Origin of the sequence: Hoyosella subflava DQS3-9A1 (assembly GCF_000214175.1) — a bacterium.
In the GTDB taxonomy this organism is placed as follows: domain Bacteria; phylum Actinomycetota; class Actinomycetes; order Mycobacteriales; family Mycobacteriaceae; genus Hoyosella; species Hoyosella subflava.
Genome location: NC_015564.1, coordinates 1,144,401 through 1,168,594, shown reverse-complemented (window position 1 = coordinate 1,168,594; position 24,194 = coordinate 1,144,401). Strand labels below are relative to the sequence as shown.

Genomic DNA, 24,194 nt, shown 5'->3' with positions numbered 1-24,194 from the left:
ACGCTCACACAGAACCGCAGCCTGAAGGAACGTCGCTGGGCAGCGACTTGCCAAGGTTAGTGGAACACAGCCTTGGCGGTCAAACTGGCGGGCCACACATCAGCGGCACTCACACCGAGGCCTGCTCGCTTGCGTGGCCCTGGTCGGTTTCCCCATCCACGGGAGGGCCTGCCGGCCGACCGGCGGCGCGGCGGCGTCGCCTCACAGGTCCGGCAGCAACCTCAGCACTGAGGTGCTCATCCTCTCCGGAATCAGCCCCTGAGCCGTCCGCAGACGCCTCGTCAAGCACCGGCAGCGCGAACACCGCCTCGGTTGGCTCCGGACGGTCAGCGGCCTGTGCTGGAGCCGCGCTTCTGCTAACCCTGCGACGACGCACCGCTACGGCGACAGGCTCGTCCGCCACCACCGGCTCTGACGGCGCCTCAGTTTCAAGGGGCCGATCAGGTTCTTCAATTGTCTCAGGTCCAGTGTGATCGGTTGGCTCGGCGGCCTGCGCAGCGTCGACCGCCTCTGCGATCTCAGCGGGCGCGGAAGTCTCTGGAGCATTTGTCACCGCATCACTGCGCGGCGACGGTGCTTCCGATTCATCTTGCTCGTCACCGACTTCGGTGCCACCTGCCATGGCAAGGATCATCGGATGCTTGCTGTGAACCTGAGCCTGCGCTTTGAGATCGTCGGGTTTAGCCTGGGGCTGCACAACTTCCTGACGTGCCTTGGCCCTGCGTGACCGTCGGCCGCTCGAGGGCAGACCACCGCGGCCATCGCCGGTGACCTGAGCATCAACCGGTTCCTCGTGCACCAGGATGCCCCTGCCATGGCAGTGCTCGCAGGGCGTCGAGTATGCCTCAACCAGGCCAGTACCGATCTTCTTTCGTGTCATCTGGACGAGACCAAGCGAGGTCACTTCCGACACCTGGTGACGTGTACGGTCGCGGCTCAGCGCCTCCGTCAGACGGCGCAGCACCAGATCGCGATTCGACTCCAGAACCATGTCGATGAAGTCGATAACAATCATGCCGCCAATATCGCGCAAGCGCAGCTGCCGAACGATCTCTTCAGCCGCCTCGATGTTGTTACGCGTCACCGTTTCCTCGAGATTTCCGCCAGACCCGGTGAACTTCCCTGTATTCACGTCGATAACGGTCATCGCCTCGGTGCGGTCGATCACCAGGGTGCCGCCGGAGGGCAGCCATACCTTCCGGTCGAGCGCCTTTGTGATCTGCTCGTCGATCCGGAACGCGCCGAAAGCATCCTGGTCAGCTTGGTAGTGCTCGACCCGGTCCAACAGGTCGGGGGCTACCTTGCGGACATAACCTTCGACGGTGTTCCAGACGCGATCGCCCTGCACCACCAGCCGCGAGAAGTCCTCATTGAACAGGTCGCGAACGACCTTCACCAGTAGATCGGGCTCTTCGTAGAGACTCTTGGGCGCGTTACCCTTCTCAGATTTTGCTTGCTCGTCAATCGATGACCAAAGCGTGCGCAGTCGCTCGATGTCACGTCCGAGTTCCTCCGCTGATACTCCCTCGGACGCGGTGCGGATGATGACGCCGGCGTCCGCTGGGACGATTTCGCGGAGAATGTCCTTAAGCCGTTTCCGCTCGTTGTCGGGCAGCTTGCGGCTGATACCCGTGGACGAGCCTTCAGGCACGTATACGAGGAACCGTCCCGCCAGTGAGATCTGGGTCGTCAGGCGCGCGCCCTTGTGTCCGACGGGGTCCTTGCTGACCTGCACAAGCACCTGATCGCCAGGCTTCAGCGCCTGTTCGATCTTGCGCGAATTACCCCCGAGACCGGCAGCGTCCCAGTTCACTTCACCTGCGTAGAGGACTCCATTGCGGCCACGGCCGATATCGACGAACGCCGCCTCCATGCTGGGGAGAACGTTCTGCACCCGGCCGAGGTAAATATTGCCGACGATCGACCCCGACGACGCACTGGTGACGAAGTGCTCGACGAGCATGCTGTCTTCGAGCACCGCGATCTGCGTTGTAGTACCCGGCTGGCTGTCAGCCTGCTTCTCACGCACCACCATGACGCGGTCGACTGACTCGCGGCGTGCGAGGAACTCAGCTTCAGTCAGGATGGGCGGACGCCGACGGACAGCGTCGCGTCCGTCCTTGCGTCGCTGCCGCTTCGCTTCCAGCCGAGTCGAACCAGAGATGCCCTGAACTTCGTCCTTACGGGACTTGTTCCGGGGCTCGCGTTCGTGAATGACGGTGTTCGGAGGATCGTCGTCTGATGACGCGGCGTCGCTCCCGTCGCCGTCCTCTCCCCCAGCCTTGCGGCGGCGGCGACGACGGCGGCGGCGTGAGGTGCCCGAAGACCCCTCGTCTGAGGCTTCCTCGGATTCGCTGTCTTCCGACTCGCCTTCCCCCGACTCGTCGTCAGCAGCTTCAGCAGCCGGACGCTCTAGCGCCTTCTCGGCCTTCTTCTTGGCAGCTTTGGGCTCATCCGGAGGCCCTGCTGAATCCTCGCCGGACTCGGATTCCGCCGAATCGCCAGATTCGGCTGCATCCTCGGATTCGTCGTCAGCGCCCTTTTCTGAACTGGGCTCACCCTTTCCCCGCCCACGTCCGCGCCGACCCCGACGACGGCGCCGGCCTTTCTTGCTGCCGTCATCGTCACCGTCATCCGAAAAGTCTGAATCGTCCTGAGCCTTTGTATCAGCTTCGGCGGTCACTTTTTCTGCAGGTGCCGCCTCGGCCTCCCCTGTTGGCTTCGACGGTTCGGGTTTCCCAGCCGACACTTCCGGCTCAGCTTCCTTGGCCTTGCGTGTGCGCTTGCGCCGCCGACCGCGTTCCGCGTCTTCCTCAGCTTCTGGCGGTGGTGGTGGCGGCAGGAAAAGCGGCGGGCCTACCTCCGCTGCTGATGGAGAGCGCTCCGCACGTTCGGTCTCGGCCGTCGCAGAAGCAGCCGAAAACAGGGAGTCCTGACGCCCGCGGGATTCACTGGACGCGGGCTCCGTGGGTGGCGCTTCATCGGCTTCGGGTTCAGGGATCGCGGCCGCCGCGCTTGCGGCAGCTTCCTCGCCGGGCTGTTCAGTTGGGGCGGACGCAGGGGGCGAGCTTCTGACGGCGTCCCAGACCTCCTCAGCGACCTGGCGCTCCACCGTGGAGTGCGCGCTGCGCAACTCCAGCCCACGCTCCTTGAGCGTTGACAGCAGCTGCTTGCTCGTCTGTCCGAGCAGTTTCGCTAATGCATGCACACGCATCTTCGCAGGAAACACTGGTCGAGCATCCTCACCGTTGCTGGAGTCGTCCTGCTGATCTCCACCTGCAGTGTTCTCGATTACGTTGTTAGGCGGCGCTTTATCGGCCACGTATTCTCCTCGGGCCCCCGGGCGCGAAAATCGCGGCCACGCAGGGGCGTAAGCCTGCTCACGCACAGTGGCGCGAGATAGTTGTCCGGTCTCGTGGCGGCTCGCCGACATCAAAATCGCCGACTTACCACCTGCGGGCCCCACAGTTCGCCTAACCGGCCTGCCTCTGCGTCCATTTCGTTAGCGCGTCGCGACTTCCGCCGCCGCGCACAACGTCGCGATCACAGCCCGGCTGGACTCACTGGTGAAGTCCAGCAGCACCCTTACACGTTAACCCTGACTTGTTCTCTTCGTTATTGTCAGAGCACCGCGCAGCGTTGCTACTTCTCCACTATCCCACACTTAGCGGCGAGTCCCGTCCAGATAGGCACACTCCGTGGTGCGGTGCGCATGCACCACGCCACGGAGCATGGCAAGTGACCAGGTATTTGTCAGGAAAGTCCCGGGAACCACAATTCAATTTCACGAGCGGCAGACTCGGCCGAATCTGAGCCGTGAACGATGTTCTCCTGGACCTCGAGAGCAAAGTCTCCACGGATAGAGCCCGGGGCTGCCTTGTCGACAGGGTCGGTGCCGCCAGCGATCTGACGGAAGGCTCCCACGGCGCGCGGCCCCTCCACCACTGCGGCCACCAGCGGACCCGAGGTGATGAAGTCGAGCAGAGATTGATAGAAGGGCTTGCCTTCATGCTCAGCGTAGTGCTTCGCCGCGAGATCGTCGGCGACATTCTTCAGCTCTAGAGCTACGAGCTTCAGACCGCGCCGTTCGATACGGCCAACAACTTCCCCAACGAGGCCACGGGCCACTCCATCGGGCTTGATCAAGACTAAGGTGCGCTCACTCACGCGCCTAGCGTATCTGCCAAGCCGTCAGCATTTGCGCGGGGTCCTATTTCCGTTCGTCGTCAGACCCCTCAGCGTCCTCAGCGGCGCTGATCTGCTGGCTCGGCAGCAAGCCAGCCTTGATCCGGCTCTGCAGGTCGTTGCGCAGATACAAGATGTACCCCCACACCGCGGCGAAAATCAGGCCCAGGATGCCGAGCGCCACGCTGATGACGAAAGTCCCTATCATCAGCACCTGCAGCGCGATGTCAAACTTCAGTGCCCAGGGCCGTCCTTGCAGCCCAGCACCGAGAATCATGAGAACAGCGAGACCAATGACGTAGCTGCCAGAGAACCAGGTGATCCCGTCCCCCACGCGCCACACGACGGGCAGCGCGAGCATCACCACGATCGCCTGCAGGATGAGCGTGCCGGCCATGACGCCGCGCAGACCCTTCCATGGATCCTTCGCCGGGGGCGGGACCGCTTCGGTCACACCGGCTCCTTTCCGAAAAGCGTTCTCGCGACTCCCGCGGTGACCACAGATCCAGTGATCACGATTCCGGCTCCTGACACATGCTCGCCTGGTTCGCGGGTGTCCTCGGCGCGCGCGACAGCGATCTCGATCGCGTCCGCCAGATCAGGCGAGACGATGACGCGGTCCTCGCCGAACTTCGGAAGCGCGACTGCGGCGAGTTCGTCCGGATGCATGGCGCGGGAGGACCCATTGGTGGTGACGACGATTTCGTCGAAAACAGGTTCGAGCGCTTCGACGATGCCCGATGCGTCCTTATCTGCCATGACGGCGACGATACCTATTAGCCGACGGAAGTCGAATTCGCTACTCAGCGCGCTGGCGAGCGCCTTCGCACCGTGCGGATTGTGTGCCGCATCAAGGAAGACCGTCGGCGCCGCCCGAACGCGTTCGAGCCGCCCGGGGCTTGCCACGCTCGCAAAAGCGTCGCGTACCGCCTCAACGTCGAGCTGGCGGTCCCTCCCGGCCCCGAAGAACGCCTCAACAGCGGCGAGTGCGACAGACGCGTTCCGGGCCTGATGCTCGCCATGCAGCGGCAGGAAGATGTCGTCATAGACACCTCCGAGACCCTGCAGGGTGAGCTGCTGCCCGCCGACAGCAACTTGACGCAAGGTCACTTGGAACTCGCTGCCTTCGCGGGCAACCGCGGCGTCCGCTTCCACGGCCCGCCGCATCACGACCTCCATCGCTTCAGGTTCTTGCTGGGCGACCACAGCAACGGTGTCCGTGGGAATCAGCTTCTCGGGCGCCTTCTTGATGATGCCCGCCTTCTCACCAGCTATCGACGCGAGATCCGGCCCCAGATATTCGATGTGATCGGTGCTGATCGGCGTGATGACCGCAACCTGCCCATTGACGACGTTCGTCGCATCCCAGGTTCCGCCGAGGCCGACTTCGATAATTCCCACGTCGATAGGCGCATCCGCAAACGCTGAGAACGCGATTGCCGTGAGAACCTCGAATTTGCTCATGCGCGGCCCGCCACTCGCCTGAGATTGCGCGTCAATCATCTCGATGTACGGCTTAAGCTCGACGTACGTGTCGACATATCGGCGCGGTGCGATCGGCGCATTGTCCACGCTGATCCGTTCCGTGACGATCTGCAAGTGGGGGCTCGTCGTCCGGCCAGTGCGCTGGCCTAGCCGCGTCAGTAGTGCATCAATCATGCGGCTCACCGATGTCTTACCATTCGTCCCCGCGATGTGAATCGACGGGAACGAATGCTGGGGCGTCCCCAGAACATCCATCAGTGCGCTGATCCGGGCAAGCGAAGGCTCGATCTTGGTCTCTGGCCAGCGCTGGTCGAGCTCAGCCTCGACGGCCGCAAGCTCAGCGAGGTCCGCTGCGGTGGGAGTGTCGTCGAGCGGCGTGTCTGGGGTCTCTGGACCGTCGAGTGGCAGGAAGAAAGCGTTGTCGTGAGCGTTCTGGGGATCTTTTCGGTTCATACTCCACCAAGCGCAGCAAGGCGTGAGCCGATGCGCGCTACTTCCTCTTCTGCGACGCGCTGCCGCGTTTTTATTTTCTCCACCACGTGCTCCGGCGCCTTAGCGAGGAACGCATCGTTCCCAAGCTTCGCTGAAGTCTGCGAGAGTTCCTTTTCCGCAGACGACAGATCTTTTGCCAGGCGGCGCTTCTCCGCTTCGATGTCGACAGTGCCTGACGTGTCCAGTTCCACGGTAAGGGTTGTCCGGCTCACACGAACCTCGATCGACGCACTGACGGAGAACTCGTCTCCTGCCGGGGTGAGTTTCGCGAGGCTGGCGACGTATGGCTCCATTTCCGAAAGGTCGGCTTCCGCGAGCCCCGAGATGCGCGCCGGCACCTTCTGCCCCGGACGCAGACCTTGGTCTGAACGAAAACGCCGAATCTCGGTCACGAGATGCTGAGTGTCGGCGATCCGCCCTGCGGCACGGTTGTCCTGCGGGGCACCAACCGCGGACGGCCAGTCTGCGATCACCACGGACTCTTCGGCGGTCAGCGCTGTCCACAGTGTTTCGGTGACGAACGGGATCACCGGATGCAAAAGACGCAGCAGGGTATCGAGCACGTTGCCGAGCACCGCCCGAGTCGTCGCGGCAGCCTCGTCAGTTCCGAACTGCACCTTGGACAACTCGAGGTACCAGTCACAGAATTCATCCCAGGCGAAGTGATAGAGCGCTTCACACGCCTTGCCGAATTCGTATCTGTCGAAGGCGGCGTCCACTTCTGCGCGAACCGCGTTGAGCCGGTCAAGAATCCACCGGTCGGCATCGGTGAGGTCGCCAAATGGCGGCAACTCCCCTGGTTTGGCCCCGTTCATCAGCGCGAACCGCGTCGCGTTGAAAAGCTTCGTCGCGAAGTTGCGGGCGGCCTGCGCATGGTCTTCACCGACCGGGAGGTCGGATCCCGGGTTGGCGCCGCGAGCGAGTGTGAAGCGCAGCGCGTCCGCACCGAAACGTTCAACCCAGTCGAGCGGGTCGATCCCGTTGCCGCGCGACTTGGACATTTTCCGGCCGAACTCGTCCCGGACCAGGCCGTGGAGGAAAACGTCGTGGAACGGGACCTTGCCGGGCGCTTTGGCCGATTCACTCTCGGCGACGAAGCGGCCGAACATCATCATTCTGGCGACCCAGAAGAACAAAATGTCGTAGCCGGTAACAAGCACGCTCGTGGGATAGAACTTGGCTAGTTCCGGCGTAGCGTCTGGCCACCCCATTGTCGAGAACGGCCACAGCCCCGATGAGAACCAGGTATCGAGAACGTCCGGATCCTGGACGTACCCCTCGGGGGCAGTCTCGTCGGGCCCGAGGCAGACAACGTCGCCTTCTGGGCCGTACCAGATCGGGATCCGGTGGCCCCACCACAACTGCCGGGAAATACACCAGTCATGCATGTCATCGACCCACGCGAACCAGCGCGGTTCCAGGCTCTTCGGGTGGATCACGGTGTCACCGTCACGCACGGCGTCGCCCGCCATCGTCGCAAGGTCCGCGACCTTGACCCACCACTGTTTGGATAGCCGCGGCTCAATGACCTCACCGCCACGTTCGGAATGCCCGACGCTGTGTACGTAGGGACGCTTTTCTGCGACGACACGGCTCTCGCTGGCCAGACGCTCGCGGATCTTCACCCGGGCTTTAAATCTGTCCATCCCATCGAACTCCGTGCCGGTGCCCGAAATCCGGGCCTGCTCATCCATGATGGTCGGCATCGGGAGGTCGTGCCGAAGCCCGATCTCAAAGTCGTTGGGGTCGTGCGCAGGGGTGATCTTGACAGCGCCGGAACCGAAAGCCGGATCAACGTAATCGTCGGCGATGACCGGGATCTGGCGCTCGGTGATCGGGTGGTACACCGTTGTGCCGATTAGGTGCTTGTACCGCTCGTCCTCGGGATGCACCGCCACCGCGGTGTCCCCAAGCATCGTCTCGACACGGGTGGTCGCGACGATCACATGCGGCTCATCGTCCTGAAGTGAGCCATACCGGAGCGAGACGAGCTCGCCGTCAACCTCCTCGTGCTTCACCTCAATGTCAGAGATTGCCGTTTGCAGCACGGGCGACCAGTTGACCAGTCGCTCCGCGCGATAGATGAGTCCGGAGTCGTACAAATTCTTGAAGATGGTCTGCACGGCGCGCGACAGCCCCTCATCGAGGGTGAACCGCTCTCGGGTCCAGTCGACGCTGTCACCGATCCGGCGCATCTGCTCGAGGATCGTTCCGCCAGATTCTGCCTTCCAGTCCCAGACTCGTTCGATGAACTTGTCGCGGCCGAGCTCGTGGCGGCTAGCCCCTTGGGCATCGAGCTGCTTTTCTACAACCATCTGCGTGGCGATGCCCGCGTGGTCCATACCTGGCAGCCACAGCACTTCGAATCCCTGCATGCGTTTGCGGCGGCAAAGAACATCCATCAGCGTGTGGTCAAGCGCGTGGCCCATGTGCAGGCTTCCGGTGACATTCGGTGGCGGCAGCACGATCGAGAACCCAGGCTTGTCGCTTTTCGGGTCCGCCGTGAAGTAGCCCGCGTCGATCCACCTCTGGTACAGGTCAGCCTCTACCGCCTGCGGTTCCCACGACTTTGGCAAGGTCGTCTCGGTCTGGACGCCGGAATCTGCGGCTTCCGTCCTGCCCGCGGCATTCTGTGCGGCCGCAGTTGTCTTGGGGGGCTCTGGCGCTGCACTGGTCACCCCGCGATTCTAGGGAAGATGCCCCTCGGAGGTCACATCGCATCCCGGCAGTCCCATGACATTGCCTGGTTACCGGGCGGTAAATTCAAGGTTGAAGTGATGAAGGACACAGGAAAAGGTCTTAAAGTCATTAAATTAGGGTTCCAATTTGGTAACAGTTCACGCTAACGTGGCCCCTCGAACGGCCTCAATCTTTCGGCACCTGAATTCTTGCCGACCACCGTTCATTCACCCGACATCGTCGTCACCGCCGCAACAACCTCTTGGCTTCATCCAGTGAGGTCTATTTCGGCATGCCAAATTCACGCACCACACAAGGAGAACCCTATGGATATCGAAACGATCATCGCCCTCATTGAAGCGACCGGCGGATTTGGCGACATCGGCGCACTCTTCAGCGGAATCGCCGATTTCTTGACGGCGGGCACGGGATCGCTCGAATCGCTGGGCGGCCTCGGCGCTGAAGCACCCGAGGCTGACGCCGCCACAGCAGTCGCAGAGTAATTCGCAACAGTCAGTTCTTCACCACGCCCATACGTCTACTACCCTGTGTCGTATGGACGTGGTGATTGGCTTTTTCCTGGCACTGCACATCATTGGCATCGTCGCGCTACTCGGCGGTGTCCTCTACCAGATGAAGGCTATGAAGGCGGGCGAGGCCCGGATGGTCCCCGGGATGCTGCACGGCGCGTTCCTGATGCTGGTTTCCGGCGTGGCACTGGTCGGCCTCAATGAAGCCGCAGGATACGACCTCAACCACATCAAGGTCGGCATCAAGGTCCTGGTGCTCCTTGTTATTACCGCCCTCGTGTACATCTATCGTGACGCCCCGCGCATATCGAATGCCCTGCTCGGCGCCGTTGGGGGCCTGACGACTCTGAACATCCTTCTGGCCACCATGTGGTGACGCAAGCTTCTCCAGACCCTTCCGCGATGTAGCCGGACCCACTTCTCAGGTGGATCCGGCTACACCATCCCGCTCCCGACAAACGGCACCAGCGGTATGCTGATCATGAGGGCGCATAGGTCCCAGATGACTGTTTGGGGCGCCAACGATTGGGGCCGGTGATGGTCGAGGTCGATCCGGACAAGACGCAGCGAAACCTAGCTGCCCGCATTCCGGAAGAACTAGCCGCCGCCGGATTCGACGATGTTGAGCTCATAGCTCGGGGCGGATTCGGCGTGGTTTACCGATGCTCACAGCCGTATCTGGACCGAGTTGTCGCAATCAAAGTCCTCTCCTCCGATGGCAACCCGGACAATATCGACAGGTTCCTTCGGGAGCAGCGCGTCATGGGCAAGCTCTCAGGGCATCCGAACATCGTTGATGTACTGCAAGTCGGTACTACGTCCTCTGGGGCGCTGTACCTGGTAATGCCGTATCACCCGAAAGGGTCGCTCGATACGCTGATCCACCACCACGGTCCCTTCTCCTGGCAGGACACGCTGCGCATCGGGGTGAAGATGGCGGGAGCTCTGGAAACCGCACACCAGGCAGGCGTCCTGCACCGAGACGTCAAGCCTGGCAACATTCTCATCACCTCCTACGGGGAACCGCAGCTCACCGACTTCGGCATAGCGCGCGTCTCGGGCGGCTTCACCACCACGGCTGGAATGATCATGGGTTCGCCGGCCTTCACGGCGCCTGAAACACTCACTTCCGATGCTGCAACCGTCGCCGGCGATATCTTCAGTCTTGGCGCCACCCTGTTTTGCGCTGCCACCGGGCATGCCGCATTCGAGCGACGCGAGGGTGAACGTGTGATCGCCCAATTCGTGCGGATGACCACTCAGAAACTCCCTGATCTTCGGGAACACGGCATGCCCGAGGATCTCTGCGGAGCCATCGAAGTGGCGATGAACCGCAGCCCCCTCGCACGTCCATCGAGTGCTGCAGAGTTCGGTCAACTGCTGCGTGACGTGCAGTTGCGGCATGGGCTCGACGCCGACGCCATGGCGATCCCTGAACGTCGGCCGCATGCCATGACAGCATTCAATGGAGTCGGCGAATCAGCGACCGCGCAACCGCTCACTGAGCCGGCACGCACAGCCACACCCTCGTCCCGACACACACCACCGGCCCCCGCGACCAGGTTCCGGCCCCCATCGCCGGGCCGGCCCCTCGTTGAGCGACAACAGCTGATCGAAAGGCTGATGACGGTGAAGCGCCATCGCCTCACCGTCATTCACGCACCAACGGGGTTCGGTAAGAGCACCCTTGCGGCTCAATGGGGTGCGCGCCTTACCGCCCAGGGCGTACCTGTCGCGTGGCTGACGGTGGACAGCGACGACAACATGGTCGTGTGGTTCCTCGGGCACCTGATCGAGGCGCTCCGCCGGGTGCAGCCTGCACTCGCGCAGGAACTCACTCAGGTGCTGCAGGAGCACGGCGACGAAGCCGAGCGCTATGTACTCACATCGCTGATCAATCAGATCCATGATGGCGGCCAGCACACCGTGCTGGTGATCGACGATTGGCACCGCGTAACTGAACCCGGCCCGATTGCTGCGATGGAATTCCTGCTTGACCATGGCTGCCACCATCTTCAGATCGTCGTTACTACACGCACTCAAACCGGACTTCCCATCGGCCGGATGCGTGTGCACGATGAACTCGTGGAGATCGACGCATCGAATTTGCGTTTCGGCACGGATGAGGCGAAGACGTTTCTCGTCGATCATGCAAAGCTGAAGTTGACCTCCGCCGAGGTCGAGGAACTCACGCGGTCGACAGATGGCTGGGTCGCAGGGCTGCAGCTGGCGTCCATTTCACTTCGCGGGCAATCGAATACGAGTGAGCTGATCCACCACATCACGGGTCGCCATTACGCGATTGAAGAGTTTCTGGCCGAGAATGTCATCAACCGCCTCGAACCGCGCATGCTTGACTTCCTCATGTGCGCGACGACAACCGAGCGGACGTGCGGCAGCCTCGCTTCAGCACTCGCGGAAGTCCCCACCGGCCAGCTGCTCCTCGAAGAAGCTGAGGAGCGTGAACTGTTCGTCACGCGCGTCGACGAACAGCGCCAGTGGTTCCGTTTTCACACCATGTTCGCTGAATTCCTCCAGCGGCGACTAGAACGTCAGCACCCGGAACGCATCCCGCAGCTCCACCGGACGGCCTCGCAGTGGTTTGCCGACCACAAAGCGCTCGGTGAAGCAGTTGATCACGCACTTGTCGCCGGCGATCACAAAGAGGCTGCACGCCTGATCGAGCAGGACGGCATGCGGCTTGTCGAACTGTCACAGATGGGGACGCTCGAGGCGCTTCTCGCTAAACTTCCGCCAGGTGAGGTCACCTCGAATCCGCGGTTGCAACTGATCTCCGCGTGGGCGAAAACGTTGCTCCTCAAGGTGCCGGAAGCACTGGCGATCCTCGCCCGCCTGCAAAGCACCCTGGCGGCGAGTTCGCTGAAAGCAGCAGAGCGGGAGGCGATTCTGGTCGAGGCCGACGTCGTCCGAAGCGTAATCCGATGCATTACTGATCATTTCGACAAAGTCGATGACCTCGTGCAGGGGTGCCTGACCAATCCCGATGCGTTCTCACCATGGTTAGTGGCATCTGCGGCGAACGCTGCCACCTATGCAGCCCGGGCGCGACTGGAGTTCGGGGAAGCACGCCGCATCCAGGAGTGGGCGCAGCCATATCATGCACGAACGCGTGGGGGGCACAGCGTGATCTACGGTAGCGCCGCACTCGGTATCGCGGAATTCGATGCTTTGCAGGTCGACGCTGCCGAGGAATCCTTCCGCCGATCTGTCGAGTCGGTGAAGAAGGTTTCCGGCATGAACAGGCACGCAGCGCGTCTTCCGGCCGCGCTCCTCGGCAACCTGTTGTACGAACGGGATCGCATGGACGAGGCAGAGTTCTTCATTACTGAAAGCCAACTTGTGAGCACCCGTTCGGGAATGGTCGATTTCCGGATCGCGAGGTTCAGTTCAAGCGCGCGCATCATGGCCAGCTACGGAGACATGCCGGCCGCGGAAGAGTTCATCACGGACGGAGTTGAGAGCGCCGATACCGACTCGCTGCCGCGGTTGCGGGGCGCCTTGGAGTTCGATGCGGCTTCATTGGGATTAGCGATGCCCAAGGGCTTCGAGCGGGCCAGTTACCAAGAGCGCCCGCGGCCGGTAACTGTGCGGAACGCCGCGCTGCTGCAGTTCCGCGAGTCGACGGCGATTCTGCTCCTGAGCCGTGAGGATGCGGTCGCCCCGCGCGAGCTCGCCTGCACGTGGGCACAAGAGTGGGTGGGGATCGCAGCGGACCTGCACCACCCGCGAGGTGAGCTACTGGCGCGCAGGCTGCTCGCGGTGTGCCTATGGGCGGCCGGTAAGCAAGATGAGGCGATCCGGGTGGCGATGCTGATGCTCGCGCAATGCGAGCAGCTGGATTTGCCCCGGTTTGTGCTGGACGCAGGCGCCCGAATCGAGGGACTGTTGATCGCGGTGGAGCAAGCCATGCAGTCCGCGGCGGAATCGACAGCCTGGCCACCCGTATCCAGCAAGTTCCTTACTCGGGTGCTTCAACTATCTCGAGCAGGAAACCCGTAACGTCCCGCAATACCTCGGACTTGTTGATTTCGTTGAAGAGTTCATGCCTGGCCCCCGGGTAGATCTTCTGGCTGAACAGGCCTCCCCGTATCTTGTCGATTCCCTGGCGTGTGCCCTCGACCGGAACGAGCGCGTCGTCCTCACCGTGGACCCACAATGTCGGCAGCCTCCCGAGACCACCCGCGTCATTGATCGTCTCGATGCAATTCATTAATGCCTCGAGAGTGGTCCGCTTGAACTTTCCGTGCCAGACCAGCGGATCTGACTCATAAGATCTTCCCACCTCAGGGTCGCGGGAAAGCGTTTCCGGATCAATCGGTACTTCTGGAATCTCCTCGGCGGCGAGCAGTCCGGCTGCGGCATCCCAACGTCCGAGGACTGGTCCGGACAGCACCAGTGCGGTGAGCTCATTACCGAACCGCTGAGCATAGCGGGACGCGATCATCCCGCCCATCGAATGGCCTATTAGCACGAGGGGAAGACCGCGCGCATTCACTTGCTCAGCAAGGCGGTGGAAATCGTCGACGACAGCTTCATAGTCGGGGACCAATACCCGTTCGCCGTCACTTCTGCCGTGGCCGACGTGATCGGCGCCGTGCACTTCGGCTCCGGCGCTGAGGAGCGCGTCAGCGACGTGGTCGTAACGGCCGATGTGCTCACCGTATCCGTGGCACAACAGGGCGCAGAACTTCGCGTCGGGGTTGTCCCAGCTGCGAGCGTAAATGGCGCCTGCATGCCCTTCGTAGTTCCATTCGCGGAATTCTGACACGGTAGCCTCCTTGGCTTCCCGAGGACGCCTGGCGTCCCGGACCAATGGTTCAACTCCAGTGTGTTCCCCTTCCCCAGATCTCGGCGAGTTTCTGGTGTCTCGGCCAGCCTTCTCCTGCACCGGGAAACTAACCCTGCCGCTACCTCACGGCGACGATGACGGCACTGCGCCCGTCGCGCCATACCTCCCCGGCTTCGCGAAAACCCGCCGCCTGCATCAGCGCAATGTGCGCGTCGGCGGACAACGCATTGTCACCGCCATGTGGCAATACTGTCCTCGCTCGCGCCGCGAGCGGAAGTGACAATCGCTTGTCCGTGTGCACGTCACGCCACCAGCCCTCCCAGTCTTCTCCGGCCGGTTCGCACCGTGTCATCGCGGAGGCGACGGTGTCGAGCACTGGGGTGGAGAGTGGGAACATGTCCGCATTGATCAGCACACCACGATCACGAAGAAGCCGGACGAGCGTGCGGTAGATGTCCGCAAGCTGTGTCGGTGACGGGTAATGCAGCGCCGTGGACGACACCACCGCGGCGGGCTGGCCGAAACTCACGATGGATTCCTCCCATCCGGGGGCACCGACGAGAGTTTCGGCGAGTTCGACCTCTGGATAAACGGCTTTGCCCAGCGCGAGCAGAAACGGATCGGCGTCGAGTCCGACGGGTTGAACACTTGGCACGCGCGCGGCGATACGCGCAGCAAGCGAGCCTGGCCCGCACCCCAGATCGATTACCGGCCCCTCGACGGCGAGCGCGGTAAGCACCGCGCACACGACACCGAACCGTTCTTCTCGCTGGTAGGCGTAGCGCTCTTGCTGAGCGTCCCACCGGGTAACGAGATCCCTCGCCACCTCCGTACTGATCATGCGGCCACCTCCTGCAATTCCGCTCCGCGTGTCGGTACCCGTACAAACATCGCGGCTGCCAGCGCGAACAGGACCGCCACGGCACACAGCAGGAAACCGTTGTGCCCAGCCGCGAACGTGGGCAGCGGGGGGTGTTCGACGACGAACCCTGCAGTCGCTGCCCCGAGCGCAGCAATCGCCATATTTGTCGTAGTGAGCCACGTGTATGCCTCGTTACGCATCGCTTCAGCGGTGAGTTCGGCGACAAGGTTCGCCGTCACCGCGAGCGCTGGCGCGATGACGCCACCCGTGAAGACCAGCAGCACGCCGAGCAGCCAGGTACTCGGTGCCACGACCCACAGGGCATATCCCGCGCCGAGTCCGGCCAGCAGGACCAGGTACTGCGACCGGAGCGGTGCGAGCAGCCGAAGACTCCCGAACCAAAGTCCGACCGCGGCGCTGCCCAGGGACCACACGGCGATGAGCACTCCGGTGACAGCGCCACCAGAGAGTCCGTGCTGTTCTTCGGCGTAGGCAGCGAGGGCGACTGGTGCTGCACCGAATGACAGCGCTACTCCCGCTGCGCTCACCAGCAGCACCACGAAACCGCGGGATCGCAGCGGACCGAGGCCGCGGGTGAACCCCGCGCTCGGCGTGCGCGCCGCACGCATCGCAGTACCCCTCGAAATCCACAATGTGCCGAGCAATGTGCATACTGCTGATCCGCCGAGCGCCAGTGCCGGCCCGCTCAGCGCGGCTGATTCCGCGCCGGCGAACAGCCCTGCGGCGAGGATAGAAGTGGAGAGAATCAGTGGGCCGATCACGAACACGAATTCGAACATCGCTGACTCTGCCGCCATCGCGGTGGGCCGCAGCGGTGCGCGCCCTGATGCAGGTGACGTCAGCACAGACCAGGTCGCACGGACGGCCGGAGAAACCGGCGGGAATGACGCACCGGAAACGATCGCGAGCGTCACCAGCAGCGTCATCGGCTGGCCGGTCAGCACCGCCGCGAGCAGTGCGAGCTGGCTCATCGAGTAGGTAACTGCATAGTACGGAAGCACTTTGCTGGCACTGAACCGGTCGGCGAGCCGACCCGCCACCGGTGCGGCGCACGCGGTGGCAAGGGAGATTGCTGACGCGACAAGCGCTGCTTCCGAGTAGCTTCCGCGAGTTTCGCGTACTAGCAGCAGCCACGCTATGACGGTGACGCCCTGTCCCAGCCGCGCGACGAAACCCCCGCTGACAAGGCTGGGTGCCCCCGGTATCTGCCACATTTCCCGGTACAGCGCGAAACCTTTCACGCGGTCCCCATTTCGATGTCGTAGAAGCCGTGACCGTCGAGGTAGTGGACGGTGAGCAAATCACGCTCGAGGACGGATGGCCCGGGGTGCGCGAGACCGATCATCATCGGTTCAGTGGTATCTGAGATCGTGACGGCTATCGGTTGCCCAGGTTTCACAATCTGAATCTGGTTGTGGAAACTCTCAAGTGCCTCAACATGCGCGAGCAAGGGATAGCCGCGCAGAACGCCCTGCCGCGGCGATGTCAGAAACACCATCGCGACGTGGTTATGCACTTCGTGTGGCGTCTGGGAGCGCGCTTTGAATCGCATTGGGTCTGTGTAGGCCTCGATGGTCCACTCGATCTGCGACTCACCACCGGCGAGCATCGCGTAATAGGCCGTGTCCGCTCCAGAAATCCGTGCACCGATTTCTACGAGGCATGGTCCTTCCGCGGTGTCCATGATTTCGAGGTGCGCTGGACCGAACTGGATGCCAAGCGCGTCGAGCACTGCGAAGGCATAGGCGGTGAGAGCGTCGTAGCGGGAGTGGTCAGGTGGAACGGAAACCGCGGCGCTCACCCGGTCAGCCACGCCGTTAGCTGACATCTTCGTGTACCGCCAGACATCTGTGACGCGATGCTGGCTCTCACAGCTCACGGTGTTCACCACGAACTCGGTGCCCACAAGATATTCCTGAGCGACCACGCCTTCGTTACGGACGGAGAAGATGTTCTCCGCATCGCGTATCGCCTCGAAGGCGCGCATCGATTCATCGGGATCATCGCAGAATTGGACGCCATCGTTGCCTGCGCTGCGCAGCGGTTTGATGACGACCCGTCCGCCGAGCGCGTTATGCCACGACCGAACGTGCTCGCTGCTCTCCACAAAGATCTGCCGGGTCGCGCGCAGCCCTGCAGCGCGCAGAACCTCAACCTGATTGAACTTGTTGCGTCGCGCCTCGCTGTGAGCGGTGCCGTTGGTGGGCAGAGCGAGGGTTTCGCTCAGCAGGTCGGCAAGCTCTACACCGCATTCACCGCCGGCGATGACCGCATCAGGGCTGAACTCGCTTAGGGAATCTAATGTTGCTGACACATCGGCATCGTGAATGATGTTCCCGCCGAATATCTCTCGGAGGAGCGATTCGTCGAGGCCCGGCTTGTACACGCGCGGAACATTGACGGTGCTCTGGACGCGGATGACTTTGTGTCCAGCATCGGCGAATGCCCGTGCCAGGCGCACAGAGGGCGCGTAGACGTCGACGATCGCGACGGTGTGCTGGCGGCCGGTGCTCACGAGGGCTCCTCATTCAGTTCGGTGAGAAAGTTGACGAGTCGGACGATCTCTTCGACGGTGTTGTAGACGTGGGTACTCACGCGCACCGACGGTGCGGTTTCTCCGTCGCGTGCTTGACAGTGACTGTCCGCACGAACAAGGAAGCCATGGCTCTCGAGGACGAATCCGAGGTCATGTGCGTCGATACTGCGATGGCGGAACGACACTATGCCTTGCCGGCGTTGCACCGGGGAGTCGAGTGAGAGGCTGGCCTGGCAGCCCAGGACCTCGTAGGACCCCAGCCGGTTCAATGCGTCAGTGAGGATGGCGCCGAGACCAGTTGTCCACGTGTCGATGTCGTGGAGTCCTGCGCGCTGCAGCCAATCCAGTGCCGCAGACAGGCTGAGAATGCCCACGGTGTGAGGGCTCCCCGACCAGCCCTTCAGAGCGAACGCCGCACCGCGCTGGTTTCGGCTCCACACCACCCCGATACCAGGCATCGCCATTGCTTTGTGGCCGGAGAAGACAACGAAGTCGGCTCCGACCGCTGACACGTCCAGGTTGAGGTGGCCTGCACTCTGGGCGGCGTCGAGGCAGATGACGACGTCCGGTCCCGCGGTCTCCCTGAGCCGATGGACGTTCATGTCCACGCCATACACGTGATGGACGTGCGTCGCGGCGATGAATCGGGTTCGCGAATTGATCAGCGCAGCAAGCGATTCCTGACAGTAGTCACCCGATTCAGGCTCGTATGGCATCGGGTGGACGTCGACCCGGATTCCCTGAGCGGCGAGTTGATCTCGTGCTTCCAGCCAGCACAGTGCGTTGGCTTGATGGTCAGCGAACGGCACGATGATCTCGTCGCCGTCCCTGAGTTCGTGCACCAGCCAGTCCAGCGCGATACGGCGAAGTCCTTCGGTCGCGCCGCTCACGAAATGGACGCCCGACGTTGCAGGCGCGCAGTCGTGGAGAAACCGTTTGACCTGCTCGCGAGTGCTGTCGATCATCGTGGTTGTCTGGTTCGCCCACGGGTACGAACCACGCCCGGCATTGGCGTTCCGGGTGCGCAAGTAGTCCTGCACGCTCTCGAGCACCGCATACGGTTTCTGCGCGGTGGCAGAGCTGTCGAGGAACGCCAGGCCCGGGTCCGCGGTGATTTGCGGAAACTGTGCGCGCAGCTCGTCATGCCAGTCAGCGAGTTCGGCGAGGCCTGCGGGGAGAACAGCCGCGTGCATCATGTCAGTCCCTCACTAACGGGGCACCAGCGTCGCGCCACGCGACGATGCCACCTTCGAGGCTGCGTACGTTTTCGTGGCCCATGCGCTTCAGGAGCGCTGCGTATTTCGCTGACTTCTCACCTACGGGGCATGTCAGAAGCGCTGGCTGAGACTTGCCGAAGGGCAGGCCGCCGCGCAGGAGCTCACCGAACAGTTCATCCACAATGTTGATGGCTCCGGCAATGTGCGATGCGCTGTAGGCGAAGGCGCCCCGCAGATCCACCACAATCGGATTCGCGGCGTCAATCCACTCCTGAGCGTCGCCCGGATCCAGTGCAGTCACCCCTGAGAGCTCGTCGGCGCGCACCGTGGTGACCGAATGTGGCCGGGCTGTTTGACCGAGCAGTTCGGGCCGCCGAGCTCGCACGTAGCTCATGTACGACTCGACACGATCGCACACGATGAAGACAGCCGAGCGGCGTTGGCCGAGGCCCTCAGCTTCGAGCTGGCCGTCGACCTTCTGCAGGTATCGCTGCGCACCGTAGTATGCGGCGCCGCCGGTGGGCCCGGCAAGCATCCCGCACCGCCGGACGAGGTCAAGCATTCCGTCGATCGCTTCGTCCGCGCTGACGGATTCAATTGTGTCGTAGGTATCGGGATCGAATAGCCCCACTTCGTGCACTTCATCGATGTTCCGGATGCCGGGAATGAAATCTGATTTGTGGGCGACCAGACCGATGACATTCACATCGTCGCGGGCCTCCCGCAACACCTTCGCGACACCGGTGGATGAACCAGCGGTGCCGACGCACGCGATGAAATAGTCGGGAGCCTGCCCGTCGAGGTCGGCGATGATTTCAGGCCCCGTACTGTCGATGTGGGCGGCGGTATTGCGCTGGTTGAAGTACTGGTCAGTGTGCAAGTACGTCGAGTCCTGGGCGATCGCTTGGTGAATGCGCGTGAGTGGATCGTCGACATTAGTGGGGTCCAGGCATTCCGCCTGCCCTGGAAGTTCCTCGATGTCGGCTCCGATGAGCAGCAGTAAGTCTTTGATTTCGGGGACCTTCATGCGGTTGGTCACGCTTTTGAACGGCACCCCATGCATGCCCGAAATCACCGCGAGAGCTTTCGCGGTGTTGCCGCTCGATAGTTCGATGACTGTCTGACCTTCAGCGCGGGCATCCCCCAGCGATTCCCGCACCATGCTCCAGGCAGCACGGTCTTTGACCGATCCGAATGGGTTGAGCATCTCGAGTTTGGCGTAGAGGTCAATGTTCTTCAGCCCGTGGATTTCCGGGCTGATTCGCACCAGCGGCGTATCACCGATGACCTCGGTGATGCTGTCGCATCTCATGAATATTCTCCCTCTGTCTTCTGAGTAGCCGCGGCCAGATGCCCTGTGTGCGGCCAGTATTCGTCGTCAAGGCACCAGCCGCCGTCTCCGGTCAGCGCTACCTTGCGCGCGATGGGCTGATGCAGCGCATGATCGGCATTGAAGTCCATGAAGTACCCCGCGGTGTTTGGAAAGGCGAGAAGGTCACCTGCGCGGGGCATGGAGCGGAAATAGATCTTTCGCCGACTGATGAAGTCCGCTTCGAGACAGAGGTTCCCGATGAGATAGCCGCTGCCGGGCTCGCGCGACGATTCTTGTTCCGGTATGACGATCGGATCCATGGCGACGCCATGCTCTTCGAGACTGACATCACTGTGATTGATATCCAGGCGCACGAAAGTCGTTGCACTGTCGGCCTCTCGGACTTCAAGTACCCTCGCGAGAACTGTTCCGCACTGATCGAGGAGGGCGCGGCCCGGCTCGACGATCAGGTCGAGCATGAGTTCCTGCAGGAGCGTGGCATAGGGCTGTCCCCAGGTAGGTGACCGCTGCCTCAGCAGCTCATCGAGGTATGCGGGTCCAGAGACTGGACGGTGCGCGGGGTACAAGCTGAGTGCGCCGCGCAGCCTGCCATTCTCCGCACGCAGACCGTACCCGTGCCCGCGCCATGTGAAGGAAGGGCGCTGCCCCAGAACAGCTCTGGTGAGTTCGGTTGTGAACTGCTCCCACTGGTATGCACGCGCGACGTAGCTGACGCCGTAGCCGCCACCGATGTCGATGGCGCGGGGCCGGTGACCTGCGGCGTGGAATTCGTGGATCAGGCGTAGCGAGCCCTCGAGCGCCAGGGCTTTTTCCGCAACGCCAATCGTGTCGAGATGGTATGCGACACCGACAAGTTCGAGGTGTGCAGCGTTGCGGTCAAGAGCTTCGAGATACTTCCGAACATCGCTCTCGTGAATACCGAAACGGGATAGCCGGGACGCGATGGTGGTGCCAGAGGCACTGAACCCCGAGAACCTCGTCATCACAGGGAGACGTGGCAAGCGGTGAGCGGCGCAGATACGCGCGAGCGTTTCCAGTTCTGCTGGCGAGTCGACGTTGACGACGACTCCACTGCGCGCGGCGAGCCAGAGGAACTCTGGCGTCTTCGGACCTGTCGCCATGATCCGGTCGGGTGTGAACCCACTGGCAAGCGCGTGCTGTAACTCCCCTAGCGACGCGATGTCTATTCGTGCCTGTGTCGCCGCGAGGTGCCGCACGAGCGCCGACGACCGATTGGCTTTGTGGGCGTAGTAAACAGTCCCGCGGATGCGATGTGCTCTGAACACGCTCGTGAATGCGTCGACGTTCGCCGCAAACTGCTCAGGCAGGAGGAGGTTGAGTGGTGAGCCAAGGCTGCGAGTAAGGCTGTGCAGGAAAGCACGGTCAGCGAGAGTGCGCTGCATCGATGGGGCGAGTGCAGGGTCGAGGTAGACCGGCGGCGCGGCCGGATGAATGGTGACTAAAGGTTCGGTGCAGGTATCTGCGACTGCTGCCATGCGTAGGCGTCCTCCAATAGGGGCGGCACGATCGCGAGCAGTCTATTCCATATTGATAATCGTTTTCAATACAGCCCTAGACGCCTGACTCTGCAGCGAGCCTTCCGGTCTTCACCGCCTTCGCTAAGTTCTCGTAGTCCTTCTCCGCCTGATCGGCGTATTTCAGTGCCCACACCGCGACCGCATCGTCGAAAGCCTCGGACTTACCCATGTACCCGCCGATCGTCGCAAACGCAGGACTCTGACTGTGGGCCCGCGCAAGCAAGCGGGCACACAGGGCGCCGTACAGGGGAAACTGCTCCGCTGACAGCTCGGCAACCTCGACGGAGCCCTTCATATCGCGGAACTGCCGAACGTAATAGTCAACGCGACGAGTCAGTCCGCTCCCCCCCGCACCGCCCTGAATCCAGCCAAGGAATGGATCGGATTGCGCCTGCAGAATCCTCTGTCCTGACACCACTCGGAAACCTTGCACGCCCTTATTGACGACAGCCGCGCGTCCAGGCAGGGCGGATCGCCATCCACCGAACGTTTCGAGCACCGAGGGGGGCGCCTCTTTCACCTGCAGAAAGAGCGGCTCATCCCCCGGGCCTACGAATAGAGCCACGTAACACCGCGTGCCCACCGACCCGACCCCGACAACCCGCAGGACGTAGTCGACCAACCGGAACTGAGAGAGCAGCAGCGCCGTATCCGCCCGGAGCGTGCGGCGGTACTGCGCGAATAGGTCGTCAAGCTGCTCGATGGACGCGTGATCGACATGCTGGGTGACGGGCGGAACGTCTTTGATGCGCATGTCATCGGTCGATACCAGCTTGCTGAGAATTTGGTCTGACGTTCGGCTGCGCGCCTTCTTCACGGTGCGGCGCAGCACTTTCCGGTTCTTGGCTTTGATCGTCGCTTCCATCCAGTCCGTCTCAACCTGGAAGAAGTAGCGATCGATCGCGCTCATGTCACATAGCGTCCGCAGCGACTCACGGTAATTGCGCACCGCCGCGTGCACAGCGTCCGAGCATGCCTTGTCCGAAAGACCATTGTCGCGTCCACCGACTACGACACTCGCCGCGAGACGCTTCACATCCCACTCCCACGGTGCGTTCGATGCCTCGTCAAAATCATTGAGGTCAAAGAGGACCCGTCGCTCCGGGGAGGCGAACAGCCCGAAGTTGGAGATATGTGCGTCCCCGCAGCACACCACCTGTTCGCCGATCACCGGGTCATATTTGAGATCCGCGGCCATCACAGCCGCCGTTCCGCGGTAATAGGCGAACGGTGACTGCAGCATCCGTCCGGTGCGCACCGCGACGAGGTCGGCAAGTCTGGTTTTGTTTTGCGCCTCGAGAATCCCGAGTGGGTCCCGGTCATCGCTCAGAACCAGCATGCTGTGCGCACTTCTGGGCGTTTCACCGCGAAGTGCTTGTCCCCTTGCCCACAACTCCTGCGCCACCGTCACGAACGCAATCGTAGGCAAGTACGAGCTGTCACCGAGGCGCTTCGGCACCAGCTGCCGGACACGGCGCATAGGATCGGAGTGGCCGAGTATCCAGCAGCCCCTGGAGCGTCATACATGAGCAACGTCGAAGCCGACCCAGCAGAACTGCGCTGTCCCGCGAACAACCCCCACCACGACGCGGAGGTGCAGATCCTCACGCCCCGGGACGTGCCCCTAGGGGGTCCGCGAGCTATGAAGGTGCGGCGCACACTTCCGCAGCGCAACCGATCGTTCATCGGGGCGTGGTGCTTCGTTGATCACTATGGACCCGACGACGTCACCTCGTCAGGCGGGATGGACGTCGCACCGCACCCGCATACCGGTTTGCAGACTGTCAGCTGGTTGTTCACCGGCGAGGTCGAGCACCGCGACAGCGGTGGCGTCCATGGCATGGTGCGTCCCGGCGAGATCAACCTGATGACGGGCGGGAGGGGCATCTGCCACTCCGAGGTATCGACGGCCCGAACCAGCGTCCTTCATGGCGTCCAACTCTGGGTAGCGCTGCCGGAAGAAGCACGTAACGCGCCGCGCAACTTCCAGCACTACGCCCCTGATGTCGTCGATCTCGATGGTGCGGGCGTGCGCGTGTTCCTCGGCTCTCTTGCTGAGGATACGTCACCGGTCGATACGTTCACCCCGCTACTCGGCGCTGAGCTGCTCCTAGACCCGGGCGCCGAAATCACACTTACCGTGGACAGTTCCTTTGAACATGGCATCCTCGTCGATACCGGTGCAGTGTCAGTTCAGGGCCAGCCCGTCAAACAGGCAGAACTTGGCTATATAGCGCCTGGGTGCCCTGATCTGCGGATCGCGAGCCTGGCGAATGAACAAAGCCGGATCGTCCTCCTCGGCGGGCCGCCTTTCGAAGAAGAAATCATCATGTGGTGGAACTTCGTCGGCCGCACACACGACGAGATTGTTGCCTTCCGCGAAGCGTGGGAAGCAGGGTCCGATCAGTTCGGCGAGGTCAACGGCTACGTAGGCGCCGTCTCACGGCTGCCCGCGCCACAGCTGCCCAATGCGCAGCTCAGGCCGCGAAGCAATCCGAAGGGGTAG

17 protein-coding genes are annotated in these 24,194 nt (G+C 62.4%); 4 read left to right on the top strand and 13 right to left on the bottom strand.

All coding sequences use genetic code 11. The annotated features are described in order from the left end of the window. Positions 1 to 109: 109 nt before the first annotated feature. The 5 genes from AS9A_RS05435 to AS9A_RS05415 form a co-directional block, all read right to left on the bottom strand. Positions 110 to 3,322, bottom strand: a complete 3,213-nt coding sequence (locus tag AS9A_RS05435) for a translation initiation factor IF-2 N-terminal domain-containing protein (RefSeq protein WP_013805923.1) — start codon at positions 3,320 to 3,322, stop codon at positions 110 to 112. 431 nt (positions 3,323 to 3,753) lie between these two features. Beyond that, positions 3,754 to 4,167 carry a nucleoside-diphosphate kinase gene (gene ndk, locus AS9A_RS05430; RefSeq protein WP_041450887.1) on the bottom strand — a complete coding sequence of 138 codons (414 nt, stop codon included), beginning with the start codon at positions 4,165 to 4,167 and terminating at the stop codon, positions 3,754 to 3,756. Positions 4,168 to 4,210: 43 nt separating this feature from the next. Next, positions 4,211 to 4,582, bottom strand: a complete 372-nt coding sequence (locus AS9A_RS05425) for a DUF4233 domain-containing protein (protein ID WP_083826651.1) — start codon at positions 4,580 to 4,582, stop codon at positions 4,211 to 4,213. Between the two features lie 53 nt (positions 4,583 to 4,635). Continuing rightward, positions 4,636 to 6,123, bottom strand: a complete 1,488-nt coding sequence (gene folC / locus AS9A_RS05420) for a bifunctional tetrahydrofolate synthase/dihydrofolate synthase (RefSeq protein ID WP_013805920.1) — start codon at positions 6,121 to 6,123, stop codon at positions 4,636 to 4,638. Further along, the gene (locus AS9A_RS05415) at positions 6,120 to 8,840 is read right to left on the bottom strand and encodes a valine--tRNA ligase (RefSeq protein WP_083826458.1); all 2,721 of its coding nucleotides are present in this window, start codon (positions 8,838 to 8,840) and stop codon (positions 6,120 to 6,122) included. The genes folC and AS9A_RS05415 overlap by 4 nt, the downstream gene beginning before the upstream one ends. A gap of 327 nt (positions 8,841 to 9,167) precedes the next feature. On the opposite strand from AS9A_RS05415, the gene AS9A_RS24055 reads away from it, so the two are divergent. From AS9A_RS24055 to AS9A_RS05405, 3 genes are all read left to right on the top strand, one after another. After that, entirely contained in the window at positions 9,168 to 9,344 is a 177-nt protein-coding gene (locus AS9A_RS24055) for a hypothetical protein (RefSeq protein ID WP_013805918.1), read from the top strand. A 52-nt stretch (positions 9,345 to 9,396) separates the two neighbouring features. Continuing rightward, positions 9,397 to 9,747 (top strand): hypothetical protein, encoded by a 351-nt coding sequence (locus tag AS9A_RS05410; protein ID WP_013805917.1) that lies wholly within the window; start codon positions 9,397 to 9,399, stop codon positions 9,745 to 9,747. A gap of 161 nt (positions 9,748 to 9,908) precedes the next feature. Continuing rightward, on the top strand, positions 9,909 to 13,391 hold the full coding sequence (locus tag AS9A_RS05405; protein WP_013805916.1) for a serine/threonine-protein kinase: 3,483 nt from the start codon (positions 9,909 to 9,911) through the stop codon (positions 13,389 to 13,391). On the opposite strand, the gene AS9A_RS05400 is transcribed toward AS9A_RS05405, so the two are convergent. The 8 genes from AS9A_RS05400 to AS9A_RS05365 all read right to left on the bottom strand — a co-directional run bounded on the left by AS9A_RS05400 (position 13,351) and on the right by AS9A_RS05365 (position 23,099). Then, the gene (locus AS9A_RS05400; protein WP_013805915.1) at positions 13,351 to 14,160 is read right to left on the bottom strand and encodes an alpha/beta hydrolase; all 810 of its coding nucleotides are present in this window, start codon (positions 14,158 to 14,160) and stop codon (positions 13,351 to 13,353) included. The genes AS9A_RS05405 and AS9A_RS05400 overlap by 41 nt on opposite strands. A gap of 139 nt (positions 14,161 to 14,299) precedes the next feature. Further along, positions 14,300 to 15,022, bottom strand: a complete 723-nt coding sequence (locus AS9A_RS05395; protein ID WP_013805914.1) for a class I SAM-dependent methyltransferase — start codon at positions 15,020 to 15,022, stop codon at positions 14,300 to 14,302. Next, on the bottom strand, positions 15,019 to 16,305 hold the full coding sequence (locus tag AS9A_RS05390) for an MFS transporter (RefSeq protein WP_013805913.1): 1,287 nt from the start codon (positions 16,303 to 16,305) through the stop codon (positions 15,019 to 15,021). The genes AS9A_RS05395 and AS9A_RS05390 overlap by 4 nt, the downstream gene beginning before the upstream one ends. Beyond that, positions 16,302 to 17,579, bottom strand: coding sequence for an ATP-grasp domain-containing protein (locus tag AS9A_RS05385; RefSeq protein WP_013805912.1), 1,278 nt, complete (start codon positions 17,577 to 17,579; stop codon positions 16,302 to 16,304). The genes AS9A_RS05390 and AS9A_RS05385 overlap by 4 nt, the downstream gene beginning before the upstream one ends. Continuing rightward, entirely contained in the window at positions 17,576 to 18,796 is a 1,221-nt protein-coding gene (locus AS9A_RS05380) for an aminotransferase class V-fold PLP-dependent enzyme (RefSeq protein WP_013805911.1), read from the bottom strand. The genes AS9A_RS05385 and AS9A_RS05380 overlap by 4 nt, the downstream gene beginning before the upstream one ends. 1 nt (position 18,797) lies before the next feature. After that, entirely contained in the window at positions 18,798 to 20,129 is a 1,332-nt protein-coding gene (locus AS9A_RS05375; protein WP_013805910.1) for a pyridoxal-phosphate dependent enzyme, read from the bottom strand. Further along, positions 20,126 to 21,646 carry a type III PLP-dependent enzyme domain-containing protein gene (locus AS9A_RS05370; protein ID WP_013805909.1) on the bottom strand — a complete coding sequence of 507 codons (1,521 nt, stop codon included), beginning with the start codon at positions 21,644 to 21,646 and terminating at the stop codon, positions 20,126 to 20,128. Before AS9A_RS05370 ends, AS9A_RS05375 begins: the two co-directional genes overlap by 4 nt. Positions 21,647 to 21,722: 76 nt before the next feature. Further along, on the bottom strand, positions 21,723 to 23,099 hold the full coding sequence (locus AS9A_RS05365; protein WP_237707878.1) for a DUF2252 domain-containing protein: 1,377 nt from the start codon (positions 23,097 to 23,099) through the stop codon (positions 21,723 to 21,725). 114 nt (positions 23,100 to 23,213) lie between these two features. Here AS9A_RS05365 and AS9A_RS05360 point away from each other — a divergent pair, with 114 nt between their 5' ends. Continuing rightward, positions 23,214 to 24,194, top strand: coding sequence for a pirin family protein (locus AS9A_RS05360; RefSeq protein ID WP_013805907.1), 981 nt, complete (start codon positions 23,214 to 23,216; stop codon positions 24,192 to 24,194).

Bases quoted from the DNA above. Each gene is read 5' to 3' on its own strand.
- AS9A_RS05375 (WP_013805910.1), bottom strand. From the start codon at position 20,129: ATGAGATGCGACAGCATCACCGAGGTCATCGGTGATACGCCGCTGGTG.
- AS9A_RS05405 (WP_013805916.1), top strand. From the start codon at position 9,909: ATGGTCGAGGTCGATCCGGACAAGACGCAGCGAAACCTAGCTGCCCGC.
- AS9A_RS05425 (WP_083826651.1), bottom strand. From the start codon at position 4,582: ATGGCCGGCACGCTCATCCTGCAGGCGATCGTGGTGATGCTCGCGCTG.
- folC (WP_013805920.1), bottom strand. From the start codon at position 6,123: ATGAACCGAAAAGATCCCCAGAACGCTCACGACAACGCTTTCTTCCTG.
- AS9A_RS05395 (WP_013805914.1), bottom strand. From the start codon at position 15,022: ATGATCAGTACGGAGGTGGCGAGGGATCTCGTTACCCGGTGGGACGCT.
- AS9A_RS05410 (WP_013805917.1), top strand. From the start codon at position 9,397: ATGGACGTGGTGATTGGCTTTTTCCTGGCACTGCACATCATTGGCATC.
- AS9A_RS05360 (WP_013805907.1), top strand. From the start codon at position 23,214: ATGAGCAACGTCGAAGCCGACCCAGCAGAACTGCGCTGTCCCGCGAAC.
- AS9A_RS05370 (WP_013805909.1), bottom strand. From the start codon at position 21,646: ATGGCAGCAGTCGCAGATACCTGCACCGAACCTTTAGTCACCATTCAT.
- AS9A_RS05380 (WP_013805911.1), bottom strand. From the start codon at position 18,796: ATGATGCACGCGGCTGTTCTCCCCGCAGGCCTCGCCGAACTCGCTGAC.
- AS9A_RS24055 (WP_013805918.1), top strand. From the start codon at position 9,168: ATGGATATCGAAACGATCATCGCCCTCATTGAAGCGACCGGCGGATTT.